This window comes from Micromonospora sediminimaris (genome assembly GCF_016863575.1).
Classification (GTDB): domain Bacteria; phylum Actinomycetota; class Actinomycetes; order Mycobacteriales; family Micromonosporaceae; genus Micromonospora; species Micromonospora sediminimaris.
The window spans coordinates 118,949-144,169 of record NZ_BOPD01000018.1; the positions used below are offsets into that span (position 1 = coordinate 118,949).

Annotated in this window: 32 protein-coding genes and 1 tRNA gene; 16 read left to right on the forward strand and 17 right to left on the reverse strand. The window is 70.9% G+C overall.

Annotated features, from left to right (window positions below; translation table 11 throughout):
* Window positions 1–61: 61 nt before the first annotated feature.
* On the forward strand, window positions 62–781 hold the full coding sequence (locus Vse01_RS15970) for a TetR/AcrR family transcriptional regulator (RefSeq protein ID WP_093403888.1): 720 nt from the start codon (window positions 62–64) through the stop codon (window positions 779–781).
* On the opposite strand, the gene Vse01_RS15975 is transcribed toward Vse01_RS15970, so the two are convergent.
* The gene (locus Vse01_RS15975) at window positions 702–1,685 is read right to left on the reverse strand and encodes an AraC family transcriptional regulator (RefSeq protein ID WP_093403889.1); all 984 of its coding nucleotides are present in this window, start codon (window positions 1,683–1,685) and stop codon (window positions 702–704) included. The genes Vse01_RS15970 and Vse01_RS15975 overlap by 80 nt on opposite strands.
* A 147-nt stretch (window positions 1,686–1,832) precedes the next feature.
* Between Vse01_RS15975 and Vse01_RS15980 the strand changes: the two genes are divergently transcribed.
* Together Vse01_RS15980 and Vse01_RS15985 are read left to right on the forward strand one after the other, a co-directional pair.
* Complete coding sequence (locus tag Vse01_RS15980; protein ID WP_093403891.1) at window positions 1,833–2,654, forward strand: NAD(P)H-binding protein; 822 nt, start codon at window positions 1,833–1,835, stop codon at window positions 2,652–2,654.
* The gene (locus Vse01_RS15985) at window positions 2,651–3,097 is read left to right on the forward strand and encodes a DUF4345 domain-containing protein (protein WP_170863414.1); all 447 of its coding nucleotides are present in this window, start codon (window positions 2,651–2,653) and stop codon (window positions 3,095–3,097) included. The genes Vse01_RS15980 and Vse01_RS15985 overlap by 4 nt, the downstream gene beginning before the upstream one ends.
* Here Vse01_RS15985 and Vse01_RS15990 read toward each other — a convergent pair.
* Window positions 3,078–3,848, reverse strand: coding sequence for a hypothetical protein (locus Vse01_RS15990; protein ID WP_170863415.1), 771 nt, complete (start codon window positions 3,846–3,848; stop codon window positions 3,078–3,080). The two genes, Vse01_RS15985 and Vse01_RS15990, sit on opposite strands and share 20 nt — an antisense overlap.
* A 116-nt stretch (window positions 3,849–3,964) precedes the next feature.
* On the opposite strand from Vse01_RS15990, the gene Vse01_RS15995 reads away from it, so the two are divergent.
* A complete protein-coding gene (locus Vse01_RS15995; protein ID WP_170863416.1) occupies window positions 3,965–4,990 on the forward strand; it encodes a sodium:calcium antiporter in 1,026 nt (341 codons plus the stop codon).
* Between the two features lie 10 nt (window positions 4,991–5,000).
* Here the strand turns inward: Vse01_RS15995 and Vse01_RS16000 are convergent, their stop codons facing one another.
* Genes Vse01_RS16000 through Vse01_RS16010 form a run of 3 tightly spaced genes read right to left on the reverse strand, consistent with a single transcriptional unit; the run spans window position 5,001 to window position 6,435 of the window.
* Complete coding sequence (locus Vse01_RS16000) at window positions 5,001–5,627, reverse strand: dihydrofolate reductase family protein (RefSeq protein ID WP_093403896.1); 627 nt, start codon at window positions 5,625–5,627, stop codon at window positions 5,001–5,003.
* Window positions 5,624–6,100: an SRPBCC domain-containing protein gene (locus Vse01_RS16005; protein ID WP_093403897.1), complete on the reverse strand. Its 477-nt coding sequence runs from the start codon at window positions 6,098–6,100 to the stop codon at window positions 5,624–5,626. Before Vse01_RS16005 ends, Vse01_RS16000 begins: the two co-directional genes overlap by 4 nt.
* Entirely contained in the window at window positions 6,097–6,435 is a 339-nt protein-coding gene (locus Vse01_RS16010; RefSeq protein WP_093403899.1) for an ArsR/SmtB family transcription factor, read from the reverse strand. Before Vse01_RS16010 ends, Vse01_RS16005 begins: the two co-directional genes overlap by 4 nt.
* Before the next feature lie 150 nt (window positions 6,436–6,585).
* Between Vse01_RS16010 and Vse01_RS16015 the strand changes: the two genes are divergently transcribed.
* Entirely contained in the window at window positions 6,586–6,870 is a 285-nt protein-coding gene (locus tag Vse01_RS16015) for a type II toxin-antitoxin system Phd/YefM family antitoxin (protein WP_093404183.1), read from the forward strand.
* Between the two features lie 255 nt (window positions 6,871–7,125).
* Here Vse01_RS16015 and Vse01_RS16020 read toward each other — a convergent pair.
* Window positions 7,126–7,200: transfer RNA gene (locus Vse01_RS16020), tRNA-Lys, on the reverse strand.
* A gap of 194 nt (window positions 7,201–7,394) precedes the next feature.
* Here Vse01_RS16020 and Vse01_RS16025 point away from each other — a divergent pair.
* Both Vse01_RS16025 and Vse01_RS16030 read left to right on the forward strand, forming a co-directional pair.
* Window positions 7,395–7,880: an anthrone oxygenase family protein gene (locus Vse01_RS16025; RefSeq protein WP_093403902.1), complete on the forward strand. Its 486-nt coding sequence runs from the start codon at window positions 7,395–7,397 to the stop codon at window positions 7,878–7,880.
* 90 nt (window positions 7,881–7,970) lie between these two features.
* The gene (locus Vse01_RS16030) at window positions 7,971–9,020 is read left to right on the forward strand and encodes an NAD-dependent epimerase/dehydratase family protein (RefSeq protein ID WP_093403904.1); all 1,050 of its coding nucleotides are present in this window, start codon (window positions 7,971–7,973) and stop codon (window positions 9,018–9,020) included.
* Window positions 9,021–9,110: 90 nt separating this feature from the next.
* Here the strand turns inward: Vse01_RS16030 and Vse01_RS16035 are convergent, their stop codons facing one another.
* From Vse01_RS16035 to Vse01_RS16055, 5 genes are all read right to left on the reverse strand, one after another.
* Window positions 9,111–10,325, reverse strand: coding sequence for a hypothetical protein (locus tag Vse01_RS16035; protein WP_093403905.1), 1,215 nt, complete (start codon window positions 10,323–10,325; stop codon window positions 9,111–9,113).
* A gap of 56 nt (window positions 10,326–10,381) precedes the next feature.
* Window positions 10,382–11,074 carry an ABC transporter permease gene (locus Vse01_RS16040; protein ID WP_093403907.1) on the reverse strand — a complete coding sequence of 231 codons (693 nt, stop codon included), beginning with the start codon at window positions 11,072–11,074 and terminating at the stop codon, window positions 10,382–10,384.
* Window positions 11,071–11,889 (reverse strand): ATP-binding cassette domain-containing protein, encoded by an 819-nt coding sequence (locus Vse01_RS16045; protein ID WP_093403909.1) that lies wholly within the window; start codon window positions 11,887–11,889, stop codon window positions 11,071–11,073. The genes Vse01_RS16040 and Vse01_RS16045 overlap by 4 nt, the downstream gene beginning before the upstream one ends.
* Window positions 11,886–12,224 carry a PadR family transcriptional regulator gene (locus Vse01_RS16050; protein WP_093403911.1) on the reverse strand — a complete coding sequence of 113 codons (339 nt, stop codon included), beginning with the start codon at window positions 12,222–12,224 and terminating at the stop codon, window positions 11,886–11,888. The genes Vse01_RS16045 and Vse01_RS16050 overlap by 4 nt, the downstream gene beginning before the upstream one ends.
* 82 nt (window positions 12,225–12,306) lie before the next feature.
* Complete coding sequence (locus Vse01_RS16055; protein WP_093403912.1) at window positions 12,307–13,026, reverse strand: PP2C family protein-serine/threonine phosphatase; 720 nt, start codon at window positions 13,024–13,026, stop codon at window positions 12,307–12,309.
* 62 nt (window positions 13,027–13,088) lie between these two features.
* Here Vse01_RS16055 and Vse01_RS16060 point away from each other — a divergent pair, with 62 nt between their 5' ends.
* Complete coding sequence (locus tag Vse01_RS16060) at window positions 13,089–14,186, forward strand: helix-turn-helix domain-containing protein (RefSeq protein ID WP_093403914.1); 1,098 nt, start codon at window positions 13,089–13,091, stop codon at window positions 14,184–14,186.
* Window positions 14,187–14,220: 34 nt separating this feature from the next.
* On the opposite strand, the gene Vse01_RS16065 is transcribed toward Vse01_RS16060, so the two are convergent.
* The 4 genes from Vse01_RS16065 to Vse01_RS16080 form a co-directional block, all read right to left on the reverse strand.
* The gene (locus tag Vse01_RS16065) at window positions 14,221–14,595 is read right to left on the reverse strand and encodes a hypothetical protein (RefSeq protein ID WP_093403915.1); all 375 of its coding nucleotides are present in this window, start codon (window positions 14,593–14,595) and stop codon (window positions 14,221–14,223) included.
* A gap of 145 nt (window positions 14,596–14,740) precedes the next feature.
* Window positions 14,741–15,022 (reverse strand): hypothetical protein, encoded by a 282-nt coding sequence (locus tag Vse01_RS16070; RefSeq protein ID WP_204019249.1) that lies wholly within the window; start codon window positions 15,020–15,022, stop codon window positions 14,741–14,743.
* Between the two features lie 81 nt (window positions 15,023–15,103).
* Entirely contained in the window at window positions 15,104–15,577 is a 474-nt protein-coding gene (gene mscL, locus Vse01_RS16075) for a large conductance mechanosensitive channel protein MscL (protein ID WP_093403918.1), read from the reverse strand.
* Between the two features lie 38 nt (window positions 15,578–15,615).
* Complete coding sequence (locus tag Vse01_RS16080) at window positions 15,616–16,299, reverse strand: FadR/GntR family transcriptional regulator (protein WP_093403920.1); 684 nt, start codon at window positions 16,297–16,299, stop codon at window positions 15,616–15,618.
* 50 nt (window positions 16,300–16,349) lie between these two features.
* Here Vse01_RS16080 and Vse01_RS16085 point away from each other — a divergent pair, with 50 nt between their 5' ends.
* Window positions 16,350–17,675, forward strand: a complete 1,326-nt coding sequence (locus Vse01_RS16085; RefSeq protein WP_232511214.1) for an MFS transporter — start codon at window positions 16,350–16,352, stop codon at window positions 17,673–17,675.
* A 10-nt stretch (window positions 17,676–17,685) separates the two neighbouring features.
* On the opposite strand, the gene Vse01_RS16090 is transcribed toward Vse01_RS16085, so the two are convergent.
* Window positions 17,686–18,042 (reverse strand): STAS domain-containing protein, encoded by a 357-nt coding sequence (locus Vse01_RS16090; RefSeq protein WP_093403921.1) that lies wholly within the window; start codon window positions 18,040–18,042, stop codon window positions 17,686–17,688.
* A gap of 163 nt (window positions 18,043–18,205) precedes the next feature.
* Here Vse01_RS16090 and Vse01_RS16095 point away from each other — a divergent pair, with 163 nt between their 5' ends.
* Genes Vse01_RS16095 through Vse01_RS16120 form a run of 6 tightly spaced genes read left to right on the forward strand, consistent with a single transcriptional unit; the run spans window position 18,206 to window position 23,788 of the window.
* Window positions 18,206–19,066, forward strand: coding sequence for an STAS domain-containing protein (locus Vse01_RS16095; RefSeq protein WP_093403923.1), 861 nt, complete (start codon window positions 18,206–18,208; stop codon window positions 19,064–19,066).
* The gene (locus tag Vse01_RS16100; protein ID WP_093403924.1) at window positions 19,066–19,479 is read left to right on the forward strand and encodes an STAS domain-containing protein; all 414 of its coding nucleotides are present in this window, start codon (window positions 19,066–19,068) and stop codon (window positions 19,477–19,479) included. Before Vse01_RS16095 ends, Vse01_RS16100 begins: the two co-directional genes overlap by 1 nt.
* The gene (locus Vse01_RS16105) at window positions 19,476–19,895 is read left to right on the forward strand and encodes an ATP-binding protein (RefSeq protein WP_093403926.1); all 420 of its coding nucleotides are present in this window, start codon (window positions 19,476–19,478) and stop codon (window positions 19,893–19,895) included. The genes Vse01_RS16100 and Vse01_RS16105 overlap by 4 nt, the downstream gene beginning before the upstream one ends.
* Window positions 19,883–20,905, forward strand: coding sequence for a SpoIIE family protein phosphatase (locus tag Vse01_RS16110; protein WP_232511215.1), 1,023 nt, complete (start codon window positions 19,883–19,885; stop codon window positions 20,903–20,905). The genes Vse01_RS16105 and Vse01_RS16110 overlap by 13 nt, the downstream gene beginning before the upstream one ends.
* Window positions 20,902–22,251 carry a sensor histidine kinase gene (locus Vse01_RS16115; RefSeq protein WP_093403927.1) on the forward strand — a complete coding sequence of 450 codons (1,350 nt, stop codon included), beginning with the start codon at window positions 20,902–20,904 and terminating at the stop codon, window positions 22,249–22,251. The genes Vse01_RS16110 and Vse01_RS16115 overlap by 4 nt, the downstream gene beginning before the upstream one ends.
* 1 nt (window position 22,252) lies before the next feature.
* Entirely contained in the window at window positions 22,253–23,788 is a 1,536-nt protein-coding gene (locus Vse01_RS16120) for a SpoIIE family protein phosphatase (protein ID WP_093403929.1), read from the forward strand.
* 32 nt (window positions 23,789–23,820) lie between these two features.
* On the opposite strand, the gene Vse01_RS16125 is transcribed toward Vse01_RS16120, so the two are convergent.
* Window positions 23,821–24,606, reverse strand: coding sequence for a helix-turn-helix domain-containing protein (locus tag Vse01_RS16125; protein ID WP_093403930.1), 786 nt, complete (start codon window positions 24,604–24,606; stop codon window positions 23,821–23,823).
* A gap of 31 nt (window positions 24,607–24,637) precedes the next feature.
* On the opposite strand from Vse01_RS16125, the gene Vse01_RS16130 reads away from it, so the two are divergent.
* Window positions 24,638–25,207, forward strand: coding sequence for a TIGR03086 family metal-binding protein (locus tag Vse01_RS16130; protein ID WP_093403932.1), 570 nt, complete (start codon window positions 24,638–24,640; stop codon window positions 25,205–25,207).
* Window positions 25,208–25,221: the final 14 nt, after the last annotated feature.

The window sequence follows — 25,221 nt, forward strand, 5'->3', positions numbered from 1 at the left end:
AGATCAGCCTTACGTCGTAAGGCAACCATACGTTGTAAGGTCAAGGGAAGATGGGAGCCGCATGGGAGCGAGAAGACGCCGGGAGCCGCTGAGCCGTGACCGGGCGCTGGTCGCCGCGATCGCGCTGGTTGACGCGGAGGGGATAGCGGCGCTGACGATGCGCCGGCTCGCCGCCGACCTCGGCGTCGAGGCGATGTCGCTCTACCACCACCTGCCCGGGAAGGAGGGGCTGCTCGACGGCCTCGTCGATGCCGTGGTCGCCGAGATCGTCACGGCCGCCGACCAGGCCGAGACGGAGGCGGCCGGCGGAAACTGGCGTACCCGGCTACGGTCACGTTTCCTTGCCGCACGCGCGGTCATGCTGCGGCACCCGTGGGCGCCCGCCCTGCTCACTTCCCGCTCGACCATTCCCGGCGGGGTGTACGGCTACTACGAAGGCATCCTCGCCATCCTGATCGACGGCGGCTTCTCGTACCGGATTGCCCACCGGGCGCTGCACGCGTTCGGCAGCCTGGCTCTCGGCTTCGCTCAGGAGGTCTTCCAACCCGCCGCCGGTGCGGAGGTCGACGCCGACGCGGCGGAGGCGGAGCTGGCCGCGCTGTCCGCACAGCTGCCCCACCTGGCCGCGATGGTGGCCGCCGAGCTGCACGACGCCACCGACCCCACCCTGGGCTGGTGTGACAGTCAGACCGAGTTCGAGTTCACCCTCGATCTGCTCTTCGACGGTCTGGAACAGGCTCGCGGCGCAGCCGGCCCGGCGGCACCCCGTACGCCCGCTTGAAGGCACGACAGAACGCAGCCTCCGACTGGTAGCCGAACCGCCGCGCCACCACCGGCAGTGGTTCGTCACTACGACCGAGATGGTCGTGGGCGAGTTGCAGTCGCCACGCGGCCACGTACCGCATGACGGGTTCGCCGACCAGCGCGGTGAAGCGTGCGGCGAACGCCGACCGGGACATGCCCGCCTCCCGGGCCAGATCGGTCACGCGCCAGTCCCGCTCGGGCGTACGGTGCAGCGCGGTGAGGGCCTGCCCGATCTGGGGATCACGCAGCGCCGCCAGCCATCCCTGGCGCGCCTCGGGTGCGGCATCCAACCAGGCGCGGATCGTCTGGATGACCAGCACGTCCGCCAGCCGGGTGAGCATCGTCTCGCCGCCCGGACGCAACGTCTGCGCCTCGCTGGCCACGAACCGGAGCGTGCTGTGCAACCACCCCGTCTCGTCGTCGAACCGGTCCAGGTGCAGCACGGTCGGCAGTTGAGCGACCATCCGCTGCGCCGCGACGTGGTCCAGCCGCAGCACCGCGTACGTGACCTGGGTCAGCTCGCCGCCACCGCCGTACCGCATGATCTCGTAACGCTCGCTGAGCCGCTGCACCGGAATCGAGAAGAGTGCCTCGGTCGACGCCTGCGGATCACTGCGGAAGCGGTGCGGAATGCCGTGCGGGATCAGCGTCAGACTGCCCGGCCCGACCAGGCGCGGTTCGACGCCGTCCGCCTCAAGCCAGCACCGCCCAGCCGTGACCACCTGCAACGTCATGCAACCGGGCAGGGCCGGCACCGCCACGCCCCACGGTGCGGTCAGCTCGGCGCGGCAGTACAGCGTGCCGGTGAGCCGGAGGAGATGCAGGGTCTCGCCGAGTGGGTCACTGGATGCCGCGACCTCGCAGGCCGGTGTCGTCCACATCGCTCAAGGCTCTCGCAGATGTGCCTGTCGTCCAAGCGGCTGGACGACAGGCAAAGAAATCCGGCAGCACGATCATTGTTCCACCACCGAATCCGCATCAGGCTGGGTTGGCAGCGAAAAGCAATCCTCTCCGGAACGGAGCCACCCATGTCCCGACCGTCAGTACTCGTCACGGGCGCGACCGGCAAGACCGGCCGACGCGTCGCCGACCGCCTCATCCGCCTCGGACATCCGGTGCGGCAGGCTTCCCGCCGTGGCGAACAGCCCTTCGACTGGGCGAGGCCGGAGACGTGGTCGGCCGCGCTGCGCGGCATCGACGCCGTGTACCTGTGCTACTTCCCGGATCTGGCCGCCCCGCAGGCGTCCGACGTGGTCGAGGCGTTCGTCGACGTCGCCCGTAAGACGGGCGTGCGCCGGCTGGTGCTGCTGTCGGGTCGTGGGGAGGCGGGTGCGCAGCGCTGTGAGGCGATCGTCGCCGGCTCCGGGCTCGGGTACACCATCGTGCGGGCCAGCTGGTTCACGCAGAACTTCACCGAGGGCCAGCTGGCGCAGGCCGTCCACGACGGCCTGATCGCGCTGCCGGCGGGCCAGGTCGCCGAGCCGTTCGTCGACGTGGACGACGTCGCGGACGTCGCCGTCGCCGCGCTCGCCGACCACCGGCACGACGGGCGGGCGTACGAGGTCACCGGCCCCCGCCTGCTGACCTTCGACCAGGCGGCAGCGGAGATCGCCGAGGCCACCGGTAGGGAGGTGCGCTACCTGCCGGTCACCGCCGAGCAGTTCCACGACGGCCTGGTCGGGCAGGTCGGGCCGGAGCACGCCCGGCTCCTCACCGACCTCTGTATGGAGGTCTTCGACGGGCGCAACGCCAGCCTCGGCGACGGCGTCCACCAGGCACTCGACCGGCAGCCGGTTGACTTCGCCGAGGTCTGCCGACGGGCCGTCGCTGCCGGGACGTGGCAGCGGTGAGCGGCCGGAACACACCTACCGGAGCACCACCCGCCCCTCCACCCGGAAGGATCGGCCTGACCGTCGCCGGACTGGTCGCGATCGTCATCGGTGGAGCGTTGCTGACCGTTCCGGCGACGTTCCACGCCGGAAACGGCATCGAGTACGCGGGCAACAGCAGCCTGCTCAGTGAGACCCGCGGTGCCGGAGGGGCGCTGCTGGCCACCGGCGTACTCGTCATGCTCGGCGGGCACGTCCGACGGCTGACCTACCCCGCCGCCCTGGTCGGCGCCGTGGTCTACCTGGCCTACGGCCTGTCCCGGCTGCTCGGCATGGCGCTCGACGGGCCACCGGCTGCCGGACTCGTGGCCGCCATGGTGGTCGAGTTGATCCTCGGCGCCGTCTGCGGCCGGCTCGTCCTGCGGTACGACCGACGACCCGTGCTCACTGGAACAGGCGGGTGATGGCGTGTTGCAGCCGGATGATGTCGGTCATCGTGTAGCGGCCCTCGCCCGGCCCGGGATCGGTGCCCACCGGTGGCTGCTGCTGCCCGGAGGCAAGGGCCAGGACCTGGTTGGCGGGGTCGGGCAGGTAGGTGAGCCCGACCACCCCGAACCGGGCCTGGCCGCGGTCGCGGGCGGCGGCCCGGCCGGACAACTCGTCAAACGTCGGTGGCCTGTCGAAACGGCCGGCGTAGAACTCGATGACCGGGTACTCGTTGCCGCCCGCGACCTCGCGTACGAATGCAGCGTGGAAGCTCGACCCCACCTGAATGGACACCACGTCTCCGGGGCGCAGGAGCGTCAGCGTCCCGGGCCGGCGCGGCCGGCGCGTCAGCGGAGTCGGCGGCGTGGCGAGGAAGTCCTTGATGGCCGGAGACTGCCGGGCGAAGGCGTCGGAGAGCACGACGTCGCGATTGAGTGAGTCGATGGCAGCCGACGCGTGGGCCGTGACAGCCTCATCGGCGAGGCCGTACCGGTGCAGCAGAACCGCCATCGCCACCCAGCCACGGTGCCGGGTCGCCGCAGCGGTGTCGTCGGCGTCGAGCAGGCACCGCCAGCGGGTGAGGATCGGTGGAACGACCCGTCGCGCCAGCTCGCGGTGATCGTCCGGTACGGCCACCAGCTGCCAGCCCACCCACCGGGCCAGATCCTCGTTCAGCGCGCGGACGAGGGCCGGCGCGGCGAGCTTGTCCAGAATCTGCTGATGTCTCACGCCGAGCGAGTCTGGCAGACCTCCGCACCTCGTCACCTGGCCCGCCGCTGCGCAAAATCCCGCCAGCTGGGTACGGGGAGAGGCATGGCTCTCGAACAACCTTCAGGCGACCTCTCGTGATCACCGGTACCTGGCCGCTCCTGCCCAGCGTGGTCGCGCTGGTCGCCGCCCTCGCGGCGATCCTGTCCGCCGGCCGGGCGTTGGTCCGGACGGCCGACGAACTGGCCGACCGGACCGGGATGGGCGAGGCGGTGGCCGGCGCCCTTCTGCTCGGCGCGGTGACCTCGTTGCCCGGCATCGCCACCACGATCATCGGGTCGGTTCGGCAGGACGCCGAGTTCGCCCTCGCCAACCCGATCGGTGGCATCGCGGTGCAGACGGTGTGGCTGGCCATCGCCGACCTGCTCTACCGCCGTTCGAACATCGAGCACGCGGCGGCGTCCCTGGAGAACGTCTTACAGGCGGTCGTGCTGGTGGCGCTGCTCTGCCTGCCCGTGGTGGCGTACGCCACGCCTGAACTCACCGTGCTCTGGGTGCACCCGGCGAGCCTGCTGATCCCCGTCATCTACCTGTACGGTCTGGTGCTGCTGCGCCGGCTCCGCCGGGAACCGATGTGGTTCGCCCGGCGTACCACGGAGACCCGTCAGGACGAGCCGGCTGCCCAGACATCCGGGATGAGCCTGCGTCGGCTGTGGCTCCGACTGGCCGCGCTGGCGGCTGTCGTGGCCGCCACCGGCTACCTGATCGGTCAGGGTGGCCTCGGCGTGGTCGCCGCCTCCGGCCTGCCCAGCGGATTCGTGGGTTTCACCATCACCACGGCGATCACCTCGCTGCCGGAGTTGATCACGCTCATCGCGGCGATCCGCATCGGGGCGCTGACCCTCGGCATCGGCAACATCCTCGGCGGCAACGCGTTCGACTCCCTGATGATCTTCCTCGCCGACGCCGCCTACCGGCCCGGGTCGATCTACTCGGAGGCGAACCTGTCGGGGCTGCTGTTCACCGGCATGACCACCCTGATGACGGCCACGCTGACCGCCGGGCTGCTGATCAGGGAACGCCGGGGCATCGGCTTCGAAGGGGCCGCCATCCCGATCATCTACCTGGCCACCGTCGCGCTGCTGCTTCTGCGGCCCGGCTGAGGGCCGGAATCTAGACGAACGCCGTGACGCCGCCGTACTCGGCCACCGGCGCGACGCCGACCTGCGCGTACTCGACAAGCAGCAGACCGTTCGGCGTCGCCTCGTGGTGAACGAGTCGCAGGCCGACGGGTGCGCTCGGGTGGTCCAGTAGACGCCGTCCGGAACCTGCCACGGTGGGAGCGACGACGAGCCGGAGCGTGTCGACCAGACCGGCCGCCAACAGGGCCTTGCCGAGCCGCGCACTCCCGTGAATCTGAAGCTCCCGTCCCGGCTGCGTCCTGAGCTGCCCGACGGTCTGGATCGGGTCGCCGTGGAGCAGCGTCACGGGACGCCAACTGCCCTCGGTGAGGGTGTTGGTGACGACGTACTTCGGTAGCGAGTTCATCCGTTCCGTGAACGGGTCGTTCGGGTCGGTGATCTGCGGCCAGTCGCGGGCGAACGCCTGGTACGTCCGTCGCCCCAGCAGCAGACCGTCGGCAAGATCAAGCCATTCGGAGGTGCGCTTGACGAAGAGCGGGTCCAGGTAGGGCACGAGCCAACCGCCCTGGGTGAAGTCGCCACTCGGATCCTCGGTCGGCGAGCCGGGCCCCTGGCTGACCCCGTCGAGGGTCACGAACTCGGTCAGGGCGATCTTCATCGTGTCTCCTCACTTTCGGCGAATCCGGCGAGCTGGGCGGTCACCGAGCCCCAGCCGTCGGCGAAGCCGAGTTCCTGATGACGGGCGCGAGCGGCGGGATCACCATGGCGGACGACGACCCGGTAGTCCGTGCCGTCCGGGTGATCGTTGAAAGTGACCTCGGCGGTCATGGCGACCGGGACAGGACTCGCGGGCCGCCAGGCGCTGTCGACGGCGTTCGTGAACACGATCCGCTCGTATTCGTCGACGACCAGGAAGGTCGCGTCCATGTGCGGGACGAACTCACCGCCGTCGTCGCTCAGCCGGGTCACGAACCCGCCGCCGGGCCGGACGTCCAAGCGGTCGACGCGGCAGTGAGCAGGGGCCGGAACCCACCACTTCGCCAGCCGGGACTGGTCGGTCCACGCCCTCCAGACGGTGACGCGGGGTGCGCGGATGACCCGCTCCACGGACAGGTCCAGGTCGGGTTTCACTCTTGGTGCTCCTCAAGGTCGGTGACGAAGCGTTCGAGGCGGTCGGTGCGCTCTTCCCAGATTTGGCGCTGCTCGGCGAGCCAGTGGTCGATGACGGCGAGGCGCTCCCGGTTGAGCACACAGGTGCGTACCCGCCCGGCCTTGGCCGTCTGGATCAGCCCGCTGGACTCGAGGACCCGTACGTGCTTCATGAACGACGGAAGGGTCATCGGGAACTCGCTGGCGAGTTCACCGACGGTCGTCGGACCACGGCCGAGGCGGCGGAGGACCCCGCGTCTCGTCGGGTCGGCGAGGGCCCCAAACACGCCGTCGAGCTGCGCCGAATACTGAGCCATGTGGCTAAGTATCCTGTAGGACGATACTTAGCGCAACGGCTAAGTATTCAGGTGTGCACGCGGCGTCCGCGCCGCGCCAGGTGAAGAATCTGCGCGCTGCGCCGACGGCTCGGTTGTACGAATTCTTGTACGACATGTTCGGGAGGCGTGATGCGCACCGTTACCTACTCCGAAGTCGGGCAGAACCTGGCCAAGATGCTCGACTACGTCGTCGACGCTGAGGAAGTTGTAGTTACCCGCTCCGGCCGTGAGTCTGCCGTGATCATCATCTCGCTGCGCGAGTACGAGTCGCTGAGGGAGACGGCCTACCTGATGGCTAGCCCGGCCAACGCCCGCCGTTTGAACGAAGCAGTCGAAAAGCTGCGCAACGGGGGTGGAGAGGTGCACGACCTGATCGATCCCGAGGCCAGTCCCGGCGGGGCCTCGGCGACATGAAGGTCCAGTTCGCCGGACGAAGCTGGGAGGACCATCTGACCTGGCGAATTGACCTCAACGCCGGTCTCTTCGCGCTCGAAACCTACGTCCACTGGCTGCCGAAGAAGGATCGGCCACGCGGCCTGGTCGGTGGCCCCTGCGACAGGCAGGCAGCGAGCGACCGGAAGCTCCCACCGACCAAGATCGGAGCTGAGTTGTGCCCTCGCTGTGCCCGATGATCTTCACTAGGCGTTACCGCAGCTCATCGGCGGTGTGTGGTGGGCCGCCAGGGACTCGAACCCTGAACCTATGGATTAAAAGTCCACAGCTCTGCCATTGAGCTAGCGGCCCGCGCCGCTCAGGTTACCGGACACCGACGGGAGCGGGCTCGCGGCTTCCGGCCCGCCGTCGATGCCTGGTGGCGGCTCCCGTGAGATCGGGGTGGACGTCGGCTGGCAGGATCGGCTGGGTCGACGTCCGGACTCGTCGTTGGCCAGGCTGCCTCGCGTCCTGCCGGGCCGCCCCGCGTCCTGGAGGTGCCGCAGATGTCGGAGCCGATCCGCCTCGCCGTCCTGGCCGGGGCCACGCTGACCACCGGGCTGGTGGCGGGGCTGTTCTTCGCGTACGCCTGCTCGGTGATGCCGGGTCTGGCCGCGACCGACGGTCGGACCCTGGTCGGCACCATGCAGTCGATCAATCGGAAGATCATCAACGGCTGGTTCCTGTCGGCGTTCCTCGGTGGGCCGCTGCTCGTGGCGGTGGCCGTTGTCGGGTATCTCGGCACCGGCGGTGCGGTGCTCGGCTGGCTCGTCGTCGCGCTGGTCAGCCATCTGGTCACCCTCGGTGTCACGGGCCGGTGGAACGTGCCGCTCAACAACCGGTTGGAAGCCGCCGGGCCGGTCGACGGGATCGACGATCTGGCGGGGGTACGGCAGTGGTTCGAGGGGCCGTGGGTGCGGTGGAACCTGGTCCGGACGGTCAGCTCGATCGCCGCCTTCGCCTGCCTGATCGGCGCGCTGCTCGCCCGCTGAGCGACCGGTGTCAGCGGCACCCCGGGATCGGCGGGCGACGGCGGGCTGACTGCTGCGCTTGGAAAGCGGCTGACCGGGTACGGACCGGGCATGCGGATCGTGGTCGTGGGAGCGAGCGGGAACGTCGGTTCGGCGGTGCTGCGCCGGTTGCGGCGCGAGCCCGGTGTGGAGATCGTCGGGGTGGCGCGGCGGCTGCCGCCGGCGGGGGCGGGCGAGCCGTACGACGCGGTGCGGTGGCACTCCTGCGACATCGGCCTGGCCGGTGCGGCGGATGAGCTGGCCGGTGTCTTCGCCGGTGCCGATGCGGTGGTGCACCTGGCCTGGCAGATCCAGCCCAGTCACGACCAGCACGTGTTGCGTCGTACCAATGTCGGGGGCAGCCGGGCGGTGGTCGACGCGGTGCTGCGCGCCCGGGTGCCGGCCCTGGTGTACGCCTCGTCGGTCGGCACCTACGCACCCGGTCCGAAGGACATGCCGGTCAGCGAGCGCTGGCCGGCCACCGGGGTGCCCGGGTCGTCGTACAGCCGGGACAAGGCGACGGTGGAGGAGATGCTCGACGGGATCGAGCGGAGCCATCCGGCGCTACGGCTGGTCCGGCTGCGTCCTGGGTTGATTTTTCAGCGGGACGCCGGCACCGAGATCAGCCGGTACTTCCTCGGCCCGCTGGCACCGGTGCGGCTGCTGCGGTTCGGCCGGCTGCCACTTGTGCCGACCAACCGGCGGCTGCGAATGCAGGTGGTACACGCCGACGACGTGGCTGACGCGTACGCCCGCGCGGTCATGGGCGACGCCCGCGGTGCCTTCAACGTCGCCGCGGACCCGGTGCTGACTCCCGAGCTGGTGGCCCGGCACTTTCACGGGTGGACGGTGCCGGTGGCCGCCCCGGTGCTGCGGGCCGCTGCGGCGCTCACCTGGCGGGCGCGGCTGCAACCGGTCGATGCCGGCTGGGTCGAGTTGGCCCTCAACGTGCCGCTGATGTCCAGCGAGCGGGCCGAGACCGAGCTTGGCTGGCACCCGAGCGTCGACTCGGTCACCGCGCTGCGTGAACTCTTCACCGGCCTGGCCGAGCACGCCGGAACCGCCAGCCCACCCCTGTCCATCTCGCCCACCCTCCCCGCCGGCCACGGCAACCCCTACTGACCCGCCGCCGCTGTTGACCAAGAGCCTTGAGTCGAAAAACCACCTCGACGGTGACGCAAACTTCTTGATCAACCGAGAATGATCGACGGGTCAGCGGATGGTGGAGGCGGTGAAGGTGGGCTTGCCGGAGCCCTGGTAGAAGATGCCGGGGTGGGTCTGGAAGCCGTGGCTGGGGTTGCGGCGCAGGGTCGAGTTCTCGATGCGCAGGGTGCCGGTGCGGTCGTTGCTGACGAAGAAGACGGCCCCACCGCCCTCCCGGGCGTCGTTGTCCTCGACGACCGTGCCGGCGAGGCGTACGGAGAACTTGTTGCCGTCGCAGTAGATCGCCCCGCCGCTGCCGCCGCCAGGCGTGCCGGAGCGGGCCGGGTTGGCGCCCTCACCTACCGCCTCGTTGTCCCGCAGCACACTGTTGAGGACCACCCAGGACACGCCGATGCTGCTCAACGCGCCGCCGTTGGCGCAGGATCCGCCGGTGAACGTGCTGTTGACCACGTACACCGGCTGGTCGTCGTGCTGGTCGAGGACCCGGATCGCGGCACCGCCCAGGTCCGGGCCGGAACGGTCGCAGCGGTTGTCGACGAAGCGCGAGTTGACCACCTTGAAGCGGCCACCCCGGACGAAGATCGCCCCACCGCCGCCGCCGTCGGTGCGCTGGCCGGTGGAGTCGCCGTCGGCGAAGGTGAGGTTCTGCACGGTCAGCTGCGGGTGATCCTGGTCGTCGCAGTGCGAGGTGGTCCAACCCTGCAACGCGTCGCAGGTGTTCATGTAGAGGATGCGCCGTTTACCCTGCCCGCTGAGGGTGACCTTGCCGCCACCGTCGAGCACCACCTGCGGGCCGTTGGCGTTGCGTACCTTTGCGGTGGCGGTCATCCGGATGGTCACCGGGTCGGGGCCGCAGTCGAAGGTGATGATCCCGCCGGCCGCGACCGCCCGGATGACGGCGGCGGAGGTGCAGCTGTCGGCGGTGCCGTTGCCGACGGTACGGGTCGGCTTCGACGTGTCGACCGCCTGCCCGGCCGCCGGTACGGTCACCCGTCCGGTCGGGTTGCCGGTGCCGCGTCCGCCCCGGGACGCGCCGGTCGGCTTGGGGCTGGGACTGCTGGTCGGGCTGCTGCCCAAGCCGGTCTGGGCCGCCGGGGTGGCCTGTGCGCCCGGTGCCTGCCCCGCGCTCGGCGTCGCGGACGTGCCGCTCGCCGGGGCCTGCGCGCCGCGCGGGTCGGCGCTCGGCACGGACGGGCTGCACGCGGCCAGGTTGGCGATGGCGACGCCGAACGCGACCGCGGCGATTGAGGATCTGAGGCGCACCCCGTGATGCTAGGTCCTGTGTCAACGAACCTGTGCCCCGACGTGGGCCGGCAGGATCAGGCGATCGGCACGTGGTGCAGGTGTCGCCGCCGACGCAGCCGGACGGCGAAGACGCCGGCCACCGTCACGATCAGCAGCACCGTGACCACCAGCCCGTGCAGAAAACCTCGGGTCAGGTAACCGTCGTCGGTGTGGTCCACCGCCCAGGTGGCGATCTCCCGGCTGGACCAGAACGGCGTCAGCTTCGCCCCCGCGTCGGCCGGGTCGAGCAGCATCTGCATCGCCACCACGGTGAGCAGCAGCAGCGTGCCCTCCAACTCGCGGGGCAGCAGGGCGCCGATCAACATGCCGAACGGCGCGGCCACGGCCACGCAGCAGAGCATCGCCACGGCGATCCCGCCGTACCGCAGGTTGTTCGCGTCGACGACGGTGAGCAGGAAGAACGGCACCGAGATCGCCAATCCGAGCCCCCACAGGCCGAGCATCCGACCGAGGTAGAGGTGGTGCGGCCGGTAGCCGGTGAGCCGGAGCCGGGGCTCCAACTCGCGGGCCGCGCTGGTGGCGAAGAGGGCCGCGGTGCTGACCGCCCAGCTGATGCCGAGCAGCAGCGCGCGCACCGACTGCCCGACGTAGGAGTCGCGTCGGATCAGCCAGAAGGTCAACGGCATCAACAGCAGGAGCAGGAGTACGCCCCGGCGGCGCGCCAGCTCCCGCAGCGTCATCTCGGCCACGGTGACCAGCCGGTTCACGATCGGCCTCCCTGGTGAGCGGGGGTCAGGTCGAGCACCAGGTCGACCCGGTCGAGCTGGTTGAGCAGGTGGGTCACCACGACGATGGCCCGCCCCTCGTCACGTAGCCGGGTCAGCTGGTCCCAGAGGTTGACGTAACTACCCTGGTCGAAGCCCTGGTACGGCTCGTCGAGCAACAGCACGTCCGGCTGCGCCAGGGTGGACATGGTGAGGTTCAGCTTCTGCCGCGTACCCCCGGAGAGGTGGCGGGCGAGCACGGCGTTCTCGGCGTCCCAGCCGAGCTGCCGGGCCGCCGCCCGGCCGGCCTGCCGGGCGGGCCCCCGTGGCACGCCCTGACCGGCACCCACCAGCACGAAATGCTCGTCGGGCAGCAGGAAGTCGGCGGTGCCGCCCTGCTGCGGGCAGTAGCCCAGCCGGCCCGAGACGGTCACCTCCCCGGCGTCCGGCGAGACCAGACCGGCGCAGATCCGCAGGAACGTGCTCTTGCCGCAGCCGTTCGCGCCGACCACCGCGGCGATCTGCCCGGCCCGTACGGTCAGCGTCGCGTCGCGGAGCACCACCTGCCGGCCGTACCGCTTGGTGATGCCTCGGGCGTGCAGCCGGACGGGGCCCGGACGCGGGCCGGGCGTGGTGCCGATGCTCTCCACGATGGCGGCCGCATACGCCTGCGGCGAGCCGAAGACCAGCCACGGATCACCGCCGCCCTCGCGCAGATGGGTGGCCGCCTCGGCGACCACGTGCCGGGCGGCGTCGCCGCCCACCCGGCGCTGGTACAGCTCGGCCGCGAATGCGCGCAGCCAGTCGTCGGCGTTCACCCGTCGACCCCCTTCGTGACGATGCCGGTCACCGGGGCCACGAACGCCAACCAGGCGTTGCCGCCGTGCCGCAGCGCCGCTCGCCCGTCGTCGGTGAGTTGGTAGTACTTGCGTGCGGGACCGGAATCGCCCTCCCGCCACCGCGCGGTGACCAGCCCGGTGCGTTGCAGCCGCAGCAGCACCGGGTAGAGCGTGCCGCCCTGGATCGGTCCGACGCCCGCGGCGTCGAGCGACTGGGCGAGCTGATAGCCGTAGGACTCGCCGTCGCGCAGCAGGGCGAGCACGCAGAGATCGAGCACCCCACGCAGCCACTGCCCCCGACGGTCGGAATCCACAGGCCGAACCCTAGTGCCGCTATCTAGATGGCACAACTACCTAGTGCGGTACGGCGGTCCGACCGGCCGCTGCCGGCGTACCTCAGCCGGTCACGACATCGGAGATCACCACGGTGACGTTGTCCGGCGCACCGGCCTGGTGGGCGAGCTTCACCAACTGCTCGCCGCACTGGTGGCGGTCGGCGTGCATGCCCAGCGTGGCGGCGATCGCGTCGTCGGCCACGTAGTCGGAGAGCCCGTCGCTGCACAGCAGCAGCCGGTCACCGGCGGCCAGGGTCACCGCGCCCATCGTCGGTGGCGCGTCGGCACCCTGCACCGCCCGGGTGACAAGCGAGCGCTGCGGGTGGTGGCGGGCCTGCTCGGGGGAGAGGGCGCCCTGGTCGACAAGCGCCTGCACGAACGTGTCGTCCCGGGTCAGCTGGCGCAGTTGACCGTCGCGGAGCAGGTAGCAGCGGGAGTCGCCGACCTGCGCCAGCACCAGCGTCTCCCCGGCCAGCAGAGCCGCGGTCAGCGTCGTACCCATGCCGTCGCGGGCGGGGTCGGCGGCGATCGCGGCGTGGATGCGCTGGTTGGCGGTGCTCACCACGGCACGCAGCGCCTCGGTGGCGGCCTCCGGTGCGGTCGGCGGAACCAGCTCGTCGAGGATCCGGATGACGATCTCGCTGGCCACCTCGCCGGCGGGCAGTCCACCCATGCCGTCGGCCACCGCGACGAGGCGCTCGCCGGCGAGGGCGGAGTCCTCGTTGTTGGTCCGGACCAGACCGATGTCGTTGAGGATGGCCGAGCGGAGGATCAGCGTCATGGGACAAGCTTGCCAAGAAGACCCTTCCCGCGTCTCTACGCACTACTGCGTAGGGTTGAGGAATGTTGCCGGTGTCCATGGTCGGGCGCGCCGGTGAGCTGGCTGAGCTGGACCGGGCCTGGTCCAGCGTGGTCCTGGGCCGCCGCCGCTCCCCGGCCGTCGCGGTCGTCACCGGAGGGCCGGGCGTGGGCAAGAGCCTGCTGGTCGCCGCCGCGCTGGACGCCTTCACCCCGCGACCGGAGGTGGTGCTCAGCGGCACCGCCCGGGTGCACAGTCCCGCACCGTACGACTGGTTGGCGGCGGTCCTGAGCGGCCGGGACACCACCCGGCTCGACCTGCCGGCCGACGCGCTTGCCTGGCTCGCTCAGCAGCCCACCGCGCCGCGTGAGCGCTACGCCCCCGGCACCCTGCTCCGGCTGGCCGTGCGTACCGTCCGGGTGTTGGTCGGTGCCGGTCCGGCGGTGCTCGTGGTGGAGGACCTGCACGCCCTCGACCCGGCCAGCCTCAACCTGGTCGGCGAACTCGCCACCGCCGACGGGCTGCCGGCCCTGCTGGTGGTGGCGACCAGGCCCGCCGCGCGCGCGGTCTCACCGGAACTCGCCGGCCGCACCCTGGCGCGCCTGTGCGGGGTACGCGGAGTGGTGCGCCAGCACCTCGGCCCGCTGCGTCCGGCCGAGGTCGCCGAGGTGCTGACCCAGGTGTACGCGGACCCCCGCCCCGAACTGGTGCACGAGGTCTGGCGGCGCACCGACGGCAACCCGTACGCGCTCACCGAACTGCTCGCCGCGCACGCCGGGCAGGGTATCGACGCCCTGCTGGCACCGGCGGCACCTCCGTCGGGCTCGCGTCTCCCGCCCGAGTCGAGTCCGGTCGTGCCGACGTCCCGCCGGGCCGTGCCCGAGTCCCTGTCCCCGGTCTGCCTGACCGGCCGGGAGGCGGAGGTGCTCGACTGCCTGGTCGCCGGGATGTCCAACAAGCAGGTGGCTCGCGCCCTGGGCATCTCGGTACGCACGGTCACCGTGCACGTGTCGAACCTGCTGCGGAAGACCGGCACCGCCTCCCGTACCGAGGTGGCGCTCTGGTCGGTCCGCCAGCGACCCACCCAGACCCAGAGCGTCGATCATGAAGTTGTTGCCCGGGCAAGCGCCCCGCAGCAGTAACTTCATGATCGACAGAGCGCTCCGGGGGTGGGGGTTACTCCTCTGGGGGGAGGGTGGCGGCGGGGGTGTTGAGGGTGACTTCGGTGGGGGTGACTGTGGAGATCTGATCGGCGAGGACGTAGACGGCGCCGGTGGGCACCAGGTCGGTGGAGACCTTCAGGTAGCCGGTGCGCAGCAGCCGGGCGGCGAGGTCCGCCGGCACGTCCGGCTCCTCCACGGTCGCGGATTCGATCAGTTCGTCCAGGCTGCTGCCGGGGTCGGTGGTCGGTGCCTGCACGGTCACCGCGTTCGGGTCGCCGCGTTGCACGAGGTCCACGGTGCCCACGTCGACGCCGGCCGAGTCGACCACCCGCATGCCGGTGGTGACCCGCGAGAGGGTTGTCCGTTGATCGATGCCCTGCTGCTCCATCCCCGCGCGGTTCCCGCCCACCCCACCCCCTAAACCCCCCCACCCCCACCCACCCACCCCCGCCCCACCCACCACGCCTCGCCGCTCCCGTTGATCAAGAAGTTTTGGTCGGGATCCGCGGCGAACTCCGACCAAAACTTCTTGATCAACGCGGGCCGGGGTGGGGACGCGGGCCGGGGTGGGGACGCGGGTCGGGGTGGGGGTGGGGGCGGGGGGTTAGTTCGCGCCAGGTGTCGGTGCCTTGGAGTAGGGCGCGGATGGTGTCCTCGGCCGCGTCGACGGTGTCGTACTCGTAGAACCGGGAGACGCCCTCGGCGCCACCGGCGCGCTGCTCGACGAACCATCGGTCGGCATCCGCCCGGAGGAAGACGTCCCGCCGGGCCAGTCGCCCCCATTTCCCGTTCCACCAGTGCTTTCGCTGCTCCATGGCGGGACTCTATCGAACATCTGTTCGACACAAGTCGGCCCCTGCGGGATTCCCGCAGGAGCCGGTGTGCACTTGCCGGATTCAGCGCGCGGCGGGCGGTTCGTCCCGTCGGCCGAGCACGTCGTCCAGGGCGCCGCGCTGCTGAGCCGGGGTGGTCCGGCCGGCGGCGACGAGGGCGTCCCGGATCTCGGTGAGCAGCTTGACCTCCTCGCTCGGCGCGGCCGGCGGCGGCTCCTCGCCCCGCTGGCGGCGCTCGGCCAGCCGGTTCATCGGAAACACCACCAGGAAGTACAGCGCGGCGGCGGTGAGCAGGAACGTGATCGTCGCGTTGACGAAGGCGATCCAGTCGAAGGCGATGTCCCGGAACTCGGGCGCGGTGCCGGCGATGCCCTTGTCGCTGCCGGTGATGAGCAGCACGAAGACCCGGATCAGTGGCTCCAGGAAGGACTTGGTCAGCTGGGTGACCACGCCGGTGAACGCGGCGCCGATGACGACGCCGACCGCGAGGTCGACGACGTTGCCGCGCATGATGAAGTCTTTGAATCCCTTGATCATCCATACTCCCGAGGTGTCCCGTTTTTGTCGGGGACAACCTATGCCCCGGGTGGGGGCTCCAGAAAAGCGCCGGCTTCCCGGGCGGCCAGCTCCGAATCGCCGGCCCTGATCGCCGCCACCAGCCGGGCGTGGTCGACGTGCCGGTCCGGCGTCAGCGCGTCGCCCATGGCCTGGGTGAGCGTGCTGCGCATCGCGGTGCCGATCGAGGCGTACAGCTCGGCGAGCATGGTGTTGTGCGCCGCCGCGACCACGGCGGTGTGCAGCGCGGCGTCGGCCGCCACGAACTCGGCGACCCGGCCGCCGCGCCAGGCCGCCTCCCGGGCGGTGAGCGCGTCGTCGAGGGCGGCCAGGTCCTCGGGGGTACGCCGCCGCGCGGCGAGCCGCGCGGCCTCCACCTCGAAGGCGCGGCGTACCTCGATCACCTCGGTCATCCGGTCGTCGGTGAGTCGGCGGGCCACCACCGGGGCGAGTTCGTCGGTGGAGAGCACGTAGGTGCCGGAGCCCTGGCGGCATTCCAGCACCCCCGCGTGGGCCAGGGCGCGGACCGCCTCGCGCACCGTGTTGCGCCCTACGCCGAGTGTCTCGACCAGTTGCGGCTCGGTCGGGATCCGGCCGCCCACCGGCCACTCGCCGTCCATGATCCGTTGCCGGAGCTGGACGATCGTCTCCCGGACCCGCCGTCCGCGCGGCGGAACCGGGGTGGAATCGGCTGCGGGTGGCACTGGTTACAACCTCTCGCCGGAATTCATCCCATGATTGTAGGTTCAAGGTCATGCCCCCGTCACCCCCTGCCGTCCCCGCCGTCCCGACGGACGAGATCACCCGCCAGGCCGTCTCGACGGGTGCGGTCGACGGTCAGGGTGTCCCGACCGTCGAAGCGGGCGCGGTCAGCCCGGCCGGCGGCGCGGCTGCGACCGCGTCCCGCGTCAACGCGGGATGGCTGGTGCTGGCCGGGATGCTGCTGGTGGCGCTCAACCTGCGGGCCGCCGTCACCAGCCTCGGTGCGCTGCTCGACGAGGTACGCGTCGGCCTGGCCCTCTCCGGGACGATGGCCGGCTTCGTCACCACCCTGCCCACAATCGCGTTCGCCGGACTCGGGGCGGCCACCCCGTGGCTGGTCCGCCGGTTCTCCCCGGCCAGGCTGCTGGTGCTGGCGATGCTGGCTCTCACCGTCGGGCAGGTGCTGCGGGCGGTCACCGGTTCCGCCGTGGTGTTCCTCTTCACCAGCGCGCTCGCGCTGTCCGGCATCGCGGTGGCGAACATCCTGCTGCCGATGCTGGTCAAGCAGCACTTCCCGCATCGCACCGGGCTGGTCACCGGGGCGTACACGATGGCGCTGACCGTGGGCACGACGGTGGCCGCCGCCTCCGCGGTGCCGGTGGCGCACGCCTTCGGCAGTTGGCGGGCCGGACTGGGCGTCTGGGCCGGGCTGGCGGCGGTGGCCGTACTCCCATGGCTGCCGGCGGCGCTGCGCGGCCGGGCCGCCGCACGACGCAGTGGCGCCACGCTCCGCTCGGGAGTGCGGCCCGGACGCACCCGGCTCGGCTGGGCGATGGCGGTCTACTTCGGGGCGCAGTCGCTGAGCGGGTACGCGATCATGGGCTGGTTGGCCCAGATGTTCCGGGACGCGGGTTTCCGCCCGCAGGACGCCGGGCTGCTGCTTGCCGGAGTGACCGCACTCGGGGTGCCGATCGCGCTGCTGATGCCGACGCTGGCCGGCCGACTGGGCAGCCTCCGGCCGTTGGTCTTCGCGCTGACCACTGCCTCCAGCCTGGCGTACCTGGGTCTGGCGTTCGCGCCGCGCGGCGGGGCACTGGTGTGGGTGGTGCTGCTGGCCTTCGGGCAGGGCGCGTTTCCGCTGATCCTGGCCACCATCGGGCTGCGGGCCCGCACCGCCGACGGCACGGTCGCGCTGTCGGCCTTTGCGCAGAGCACGGGCTACGTCATCGCCGCGTCGGGTCCGCTGCTGGTCGGGATCCTCCACGACGCGACCGGGGGATGGCTGGCGCCGATCGGTTTCCTGCTGGTCGCCCTGGCCGTGCAGACCTGCGCAGGCGTGCTGATCGCTCGCCCCCGCTACATCGAGGACGAGCGTTGAGCCGTCGGGGTCAGGAGGAGGCCGGCGTCGGATCGCCGGCGACCGCCTGCTCGACTGTGGGATACGTGTGCAGCACCTCGACCAGGCCACTCACCTCCAGGATCCGCAGTACGCCGCGCTGTGGCGCGGCGAGTCGGACCACTCCGCCGGCCTCGTCGCAGCTGTTCTTCGCGCGGACGAACACCGACAGACCGGTAGAGTCACAGAACGAGACGTCCGACAGGTCGAACACGAGGCGGCTGCGCCCCTTGTCGAGCAGGTCGGTGATCTGGTCCTGCAACTGCGGTGCGGTGGCCATGTCCAGCTCGCCAGCGACCGACACGACGACCACGTCACCGCGCTGCTCCGTGTGCACCGTCAAGGACATTTGCCAGACCTCCTGTTTATCGGTGGAACGGTATCCCACCCGGACCGCGATACGCAGAACGGGAGCAGGATCAGGTGGCCACCGTCATTCCGTTGCACTGCGACAAGTAGTTGTCGGGCCTCGGTGATAGAGTCCGGCCGGTCCAGGTCTAGGGGGTATTGCCATGGCGCTCAGCGCTGACGAGAGCGTCCGGTTGGGTGAGCTGCTGACCAGCCGGGCCGAGCCGGTCACCCAGCGGTGGACCGAGACCATCGCCAGGCAGTTGCGGGGCCGGCTCAGCCAGGCCGAGCTGGTCCGGCAGGTGCAGGAGCTGCACCGCGCCATGGTCGACGCCCTCAGCAAGGGCGCAGTCGACCTGAACGCCGAGGAGGCCACCGAGCTGCGGGCCGTGCTCGCCGAGTTCTCCCGCGGGCAGGCGCGGCAGGGCTTCTCCGCCACCGAGACCGCCACCGGCGTGTTCGCTCTCAAGGAGGCGCTGCTCAGCACCCTGAAGGCCGACCAGAGCGTCGAGACGCTTCGCGACTACGTCGCTTTCTCCGCGTTTGTCGACCAGATGGGCCTGTTCACCTTCGAGACCTTCGTCCGCACCCGGGAGAGCCTGATCGCCGACCAGGCCGAGCAGCTGCTGGAGCTTTCCACCCCGGTGGTCAAGCTCTGGGAGGGCGTGGTGGCGGTGCCACTGGTCGGCACGCTCGACTCGGCCCGTGCCCAGGTCGTGATGGAACGGCTGTTGCAGACCCTGGTCGACACCGGCTCGCCGTACGCGATCATCGACATCACCGGCGTACCGGCGGTGGACACGCAGGTGGCCCAGCACATCCTGAAGACGGTGGTGGCCGCCCGGCTGATGGGCGCCGACTGCATCATCTCCGGCATCCGGCCGCAGATCGCGCAGACCATCGTCGCGCTCGGCATCGAGTTCGGTGACATCGCCACCAAGGCGAGTCTCGCCGACGCGCTGCGGCACGTGCTGCGGCTCACCGGGGTCGAGACCTCCCGCCGCCAGTCGCGTCGGGAGGCGTGATGGAGCGGGTGCCGATCCTCAAGATCGGCGACATCCTGCTGGTCTCCATCCAGGTGGACATGTCCGACCAGACGGCGGTCGCGCTCCAGGAGGACCTGGCCGAGCGGATCGTCGCGACCGGCTGTCACGGGGTGATCATCGACATCACCGCACTGGACATCGTCGACTCCTTCGTCGGTCGGATGCTCTCCACCATCGCCTCGATCTCGCGGGTGCTCGACGCGGAGACGGTGGTCGTAGGGATGCGCCCGGCCGTCGCCATCACCCTGGTCGAGCTGGGGCTGTCACTCAACGGCATCCGTACCGCACTCAACGTCGAGCGGGGGATGGAACTCATCGCGATCGAGCGGGCTGACGACGACCACGATGAGCCGGACGACGATCCTGTCCCAGAGCCGACGGCGTCACCGTGACCAGCGGGGTCGACCTGGGCCGCCCCCAGACGCAGTCGGTCGGCAGCGACGAGGACGTCGTACGCGTCCGCCAGCTGGTACGCACCGCGGCCGTGGCGGTCCGGCTCTCCCTGGTCGACCAGACGAAGGTGGTCACCGCGGCCAGTGAGCTCGCCCGCAACACGCTCGTCTACGGCGGCGGCGGAACGGTCGAGGTGACCGCCATCGACAACGGCCGGCGACCCGGCATCCGGATCGTCTTCGCCGACTCCGGCCCCGGCATCGCCGACCTGGATCTCGCGCTGACCGACGGCTACACCACAGGTGGTGGCCTCGGCCTCGGCCTCAGTGGTGCCCGCCGACTTGTCGACGAGTTCGACATCCAGACCGCGCCCGGTCAGGGCACCCGGATCACGATCACCAAGTGGTCCCGGTGACCGTCGAACCGGTCACCGACCGGGGCACCTGGTTCCGGGTGGAGAACGGCAGCGCCGGCAGCGCCGTGCGGCGGGCCGCCGAGCGGCTGGGCAGTCAGTTGGGTCTGCCCGCCGGACGGATCGCCGACCTGGCCATCGTCGCCGCCGAGCTGACCAGCAACCTCATCAAGCACGCCGACGACGGGTTGCTGCTGCTCCGGCCGGTACGCCGGGAGCTGGACGCCGGGGTGGAGATGGTCGCGATCGACACCGGCCCGGGCATGGTCGACCTCGCCGACTCCGCCCGCGACGGGCACTCCACCGCCGGCACCCTCGGCATCGGTCTGGGCGCGATCGTCCGGCAGGCGAGCTGGTTCGACGCGTACTCGCGGCCGGGCCGGGGAACGGTCATCGCCGTGCGGGTCTTCGCCGCCCCGGACACCGCAGCGTCCTGGGTCGGCGGGCTGACCCGACCGTTGACCGGAGAGACGGTCAGTGGGGACGGTTACGCGGTCCGCATCGTGGACGATCGCCGTCAGGTGATGGTCAGCGACGGTCTGGGGCACGGGCCGCTGGCCGCGGCGGCCACCGACGCGGCGCTCGCCGCCTTCCGGGACGCCCCGGCGGCGTCGCCGGCTGAGGTGGTCGGTCACCTGCACCGGTCGATGTCGCACACCCGGGGTGCGGCGCTCGCGGTGGCCGAGCCGGACCCAGCGGCCGGCGTGCTGCGCTACGCCGGACTGGGCAACATCACCGGCGTCGTGGCCACCGGCGACGGTCAGCGTCGCGGCCTGGTCTCCCTGCCGGGCATCGCCGGGCACCAACGACCAGTGATCCGGCAGTACGACTATCCCTTCGAGGTGGGCAGCCTGCTGGTCATGCACACCGACGGCGTGGTCGACCGGTGGCAGCTCGCCGACTACCCGGGTCTGACCGGGCGGGCACCCCTGGTGGTGGCCGCCACCCTGCTGCGCGACGCCGGCATCCGGCGCGACGACGCCGGGGTGCTGGTGGCGAGGTCCTGGTCATGACCACCACGCCGTTGCTACAGATGACACTGCGGGTGGAGCAGGACATCTTCGTGGTCCGCCAGCGCGGCCGGGAGGTCGCCGCAGCGGTCGGACTGGAGCATCAGGACCAGGTCCGGATCGCCACCGCGTTGAGTGAGGTCGGCCGGGACCTGCTGCGGGCGGTCGGCGGTGCCGACGTGGTGTTCGCCGTCGTCGAGTCGCCGGACGGGCGTTGTCACCTGCGGGTCGATCTCACCCCGGTGGCGCCCCTGCCAGGTGGGCGGTACGAACCGGAGTCGGGCGCGGTGGCACGCCTGGTGGACACATTGAGCGTCCTGACGGTTCAGCGGGATACGGTCGTCAGGATGTCCCGACGGGTTCCGGCCACCGCCCGGACGCTCACCACCGAGCGTCTGGCGGAGTTGCGCGCCCAGCTCGGCGAGAGCGCCCCGGGCACCGCCGAGGAGGAACTCGCCACCCAGAACCGCCAACTTATCAACGCCCTGGACGAGGTACGCAACCAGCGCGACGAGCTGGCCCGGCTCAACGAGGAGCTGGAGCAGACCAACCAGGGCGTGATGGCGCTCTACCAACAGCTCACCGACGAGTTGGAGGCGACCAATCAGGGCGTGGTGGCCCTCTACGCGGAGCTGGACGAGAAGTCGGCGCAGCTGCGCGCGGCGAGCGAGTCCAAGAGCCGTTTCCTGGCCAACGTCAGCCACGAGCTGCGGGCACCGGTGACCGCCATCATCGGGCTGGCCCGGCTGCTCGGCGACTCCGCGTCCGATCCGCTGACCACCGAGCAGGAACGCCAGGTCGGGCTGATCCGTTCCTCGGCGTCGGATCTGCTCACGTTGGTCAACGAGCTGCTCGACCTGGCCAAGGCGGAGTCGGGCCGGATCGAGCCGGAGTGGTCCGAGGTGGACCTGCGGGCCGTCTTCGGTCAGCTGCGCGGCACGCTGCGGGCGTTGCCAGCCGCTGACGGGGTCGAACTGGTGGTGGAGGAGCCGGCCACGCCGGCCACGGTACGCACCGACGAGGTGCTGCTCGCCCAGGTGCTGCGCAACCTGCTGCACAACGCTCTGAAGTTCACCACCGAGGGCGAGGTCCGGCTGCGGGCCGAACGGCATGGTGACGGTTGGCGGCTGACCGTTGCCGACACCGGTCCGGGCATCCCACCGGAGCTGCACGATCGGGTGTTCGAGGAGTTCTACCAGGCCCCCGGCCCGACCCGGGTCGGCGGCACCGGCCTCGGCCTGCCGTACGCCCGGCGGTTGGTGAATCTGCTCGGCGGCACTCTGGACCTGGCCAGCGAGCCGGGTCGAGGCAGCACGTTCACGGTCTGGCTGCCCGCGGACGGGACGTGACGTGGACGGCGCGGCGACAGTGCTGGTGGTCGACGACAGTCGGACCAAGCGCTACCTCCTGGTGAACTGGCTGACCCGAGCCGGCTTCACCGTGTTGGAGGCGGAGACGGGTGGCGAGGCGCTGAGCCGGGTCGGGGTGGACCCGGTCGACCTGGTCGTGCTCGACGTCCGGTTGCCGGACATGAGCGGCTTCGAGGTGTGCGAGCAGATCAAGTTGGCGCATCCGGCGTTGCCGGTGATCCACGTGTCCGCGCACGCGGTCGACACGAACGACCGGACCCAGGGCCTGACCCGGGGGGCGGACGCGTATCTGGCCGAGCCGATCGAGCCGGAGGAACTTGTCGCCACCGCCCAGTCGGTGTTGCGGTACTACCAGGCCCGGCGGCGAGCCGAACTGCTCGCCGAGCGGCTCACCGGGCTGGCGGACACCACCGTCGCGGTGCACGCCGCGCCGAGCTTCACCAGACTGCTACAGGTGGCGGCGGCCGGCGCCGCGGAGATCTTCAAGAGCCCTGCCGCGGTGGTCGCCGAGACCTTCGACGGCGACTGCCTCGCCGGCATCTGTGCCGGGCCGGGTGCCGAGCCCCGCGTGGTGACCTGGGTCGTCGATGACACCGGGGTGCCGACCGGCGCCACCGTCACGGTGCAGGAGCCGGGCGGTTGGTCGCTTGTCGACTGGCCGGCCGGCGACACGGTCACCGTCGCCGCCGCCCGGCTGCGCGAGGACCGCGCGCCGCTCTACGTCGTGGTGCCCACCGCGACGCAGACCGCCCGTACCCCGGTGCTGGTCCAGCTCGCCCAGGCGGTGGCCTCCGCCGTGGAGGCGCAACGCTCCTTCGACGAGGAACACCGGATCGCGGTGACGCTGCAACGCAGCCTGCTGCCGCGCCGGATCCCGCAGATCACCGGTCTCGACCTGGCCGTACGCTACGAGCCGGCCAGCGCCCAGACCGAGGTGGGTGGCGACTTCTACGAGCTGGTGATGCTCGACGGTCACCTGTTGCTGGCCATCGGGGACGTGGCCGGCCACTCCCTGCACGCCGCCACCATCATGGCCGAGCTGCGGCACGCGCTGCGGGCGTACGCGGTGGAGGGGCACCAGCCGGGCGAGATCCTGCACCGGGTCAACGAGCTGATGCGTACGCTGCTGCCCAGCGAGCTGGCGACGATCTGCGTACTGCTGCTGGAGCCGACCACCGGTCACATCCGGCTGGCCAGCGCCGGCCACCTGCCCCCGTTGATCATTCAGGACGGCAAGGTGGAGTACGTAAATCATGCCGCGCCCCTGCTCGGGGTGCGTGCGCCCCGCCCCGCCGACCTGGAGTTCGTGCTGCCGGCCGGGGCGACGATGGTCTTCTACACCGACGGCCTGATCGAACGGCGGGACGCGACGATCGACGAGGGGCTGGCCGCCCTCGCGGCCTGCGCCGCCCAGGTCGACGACGACCTCGACCGGTACTGCGAACGGCTGCTCGTCGAACTGGCCCCGGACGAGATCCAGGACGACGTCGCCGTGGTCGTCCTGCGCCGTCGCTGAGGTGCGACGCCCTCGGTTGCGAGCGGCCCTTCCTAACGCCGACCCTGGGCGTACGCGGCGGGGGAGACGCCGGTCGTCGCGGTGAAGTCGCGTACCAGGTGGGCCTGATCGCTGTAGCCGAGTTCGACGGCGAGCCCGGCCCAGTCGAGCGGCCCGTCCGCCGCCCGCTCGATCGCCTCGTGCAGCCGGTAGCGGCGGATCACCCACTTGGGACCGACCCCGACGTGAGTGAGGAAGAGCCGCTGCAACCTGCGGACGGATACGCCGTGTTCGCTGGCGAACTCGTCGACCCGGCGTACGTTCCGGTCGGTCCGGATCGTCTCGACCAGGCGCATCACCTCGTCGTTGACGGGATCTGCTCGGGGTGCCCAGCCGGTCAGCAGTGCGTTCAGCGCCTGGCAACGTTCGGTGTCCGTACCGGCGCAGACCACATGATCGGGTACGGCACCGGGGAGCGGCTGCCGGCGGCCGGTCAGCTCGGCGACCGACCGCCGCCAGAATGGATGGAAGCCGCCGGGCCGGAACTGCACGCCGCTGACCCGCCCGGAACCGGTGAGGGTGATCGAGAAGAGTTCCTGACTGACGCCGGCCAGCTCCGCGCGTTCCGGTTCGTCACCGTCGCGCTGGAACACCACATTTACCGCCGGATGCGGGACGATCCGCTGCTCGAACGGTTCGCTGAGGTCCCAGTCGATCAGCCAGTAGTGCTCCACCCAGTGGCGTAGCGGAACCGCGGGCAGGTGCCGTCGGAACCGCACCCGCCGCTTCAACCCGGCCGGGTCGAGGATGCCTCGGCTATCGCCGCGCGGCTGTCGCATTTGTTCAAGACCGCCCTCATACGCTGGCCCTATGGCCACTCAGACTAGCGACCTGCTGGCGGCTGCCGCGCCGCGAACCGTGGCGGTGGTCCGGCAGATCACCGATGACCAGCTCGACCTGCCCACCCCCTGTCAGGACTATCAGGTCCGTGACCTGCTGAACCACCTGTACGAGGTGGTGGTCAACTTCCAGGCGCTCGCCGGGCGCTCGTCGGTGACCTGGGCAGACAAGCCTGACCATCTCACCGACGGCTGGCGGGACCGGTTCGAGACCGAGACCGGCCGGTTGGTCGAGGCGTGGTCGGACCCGGCCAGCGAGGAGGGTGTCTCGCCGGGAATGGGCATGCCGCAGCCGGTGGTGGGTGCGATGGCGCTGCTCGACCTGACCGTGCACGGGTGGGATCTCGCGGTCGCCACCGGTCAGCCGTATGAGCCGGCGCCCGAGGTGCTGCCCGCGCTGCACGAGTTGGCCGCTCAGCTCGCTCCGACCGCCCGGCAGATGGGTGTATTCGGCGAGGCGGTGCCGGTCGACGGCACCCTGCCGGAGTTGCCCCGGCTGCTTGGCATGACCGGCCGCGACCCGGCCTGGACACCGCGCTGACCCAGTGACTTGAC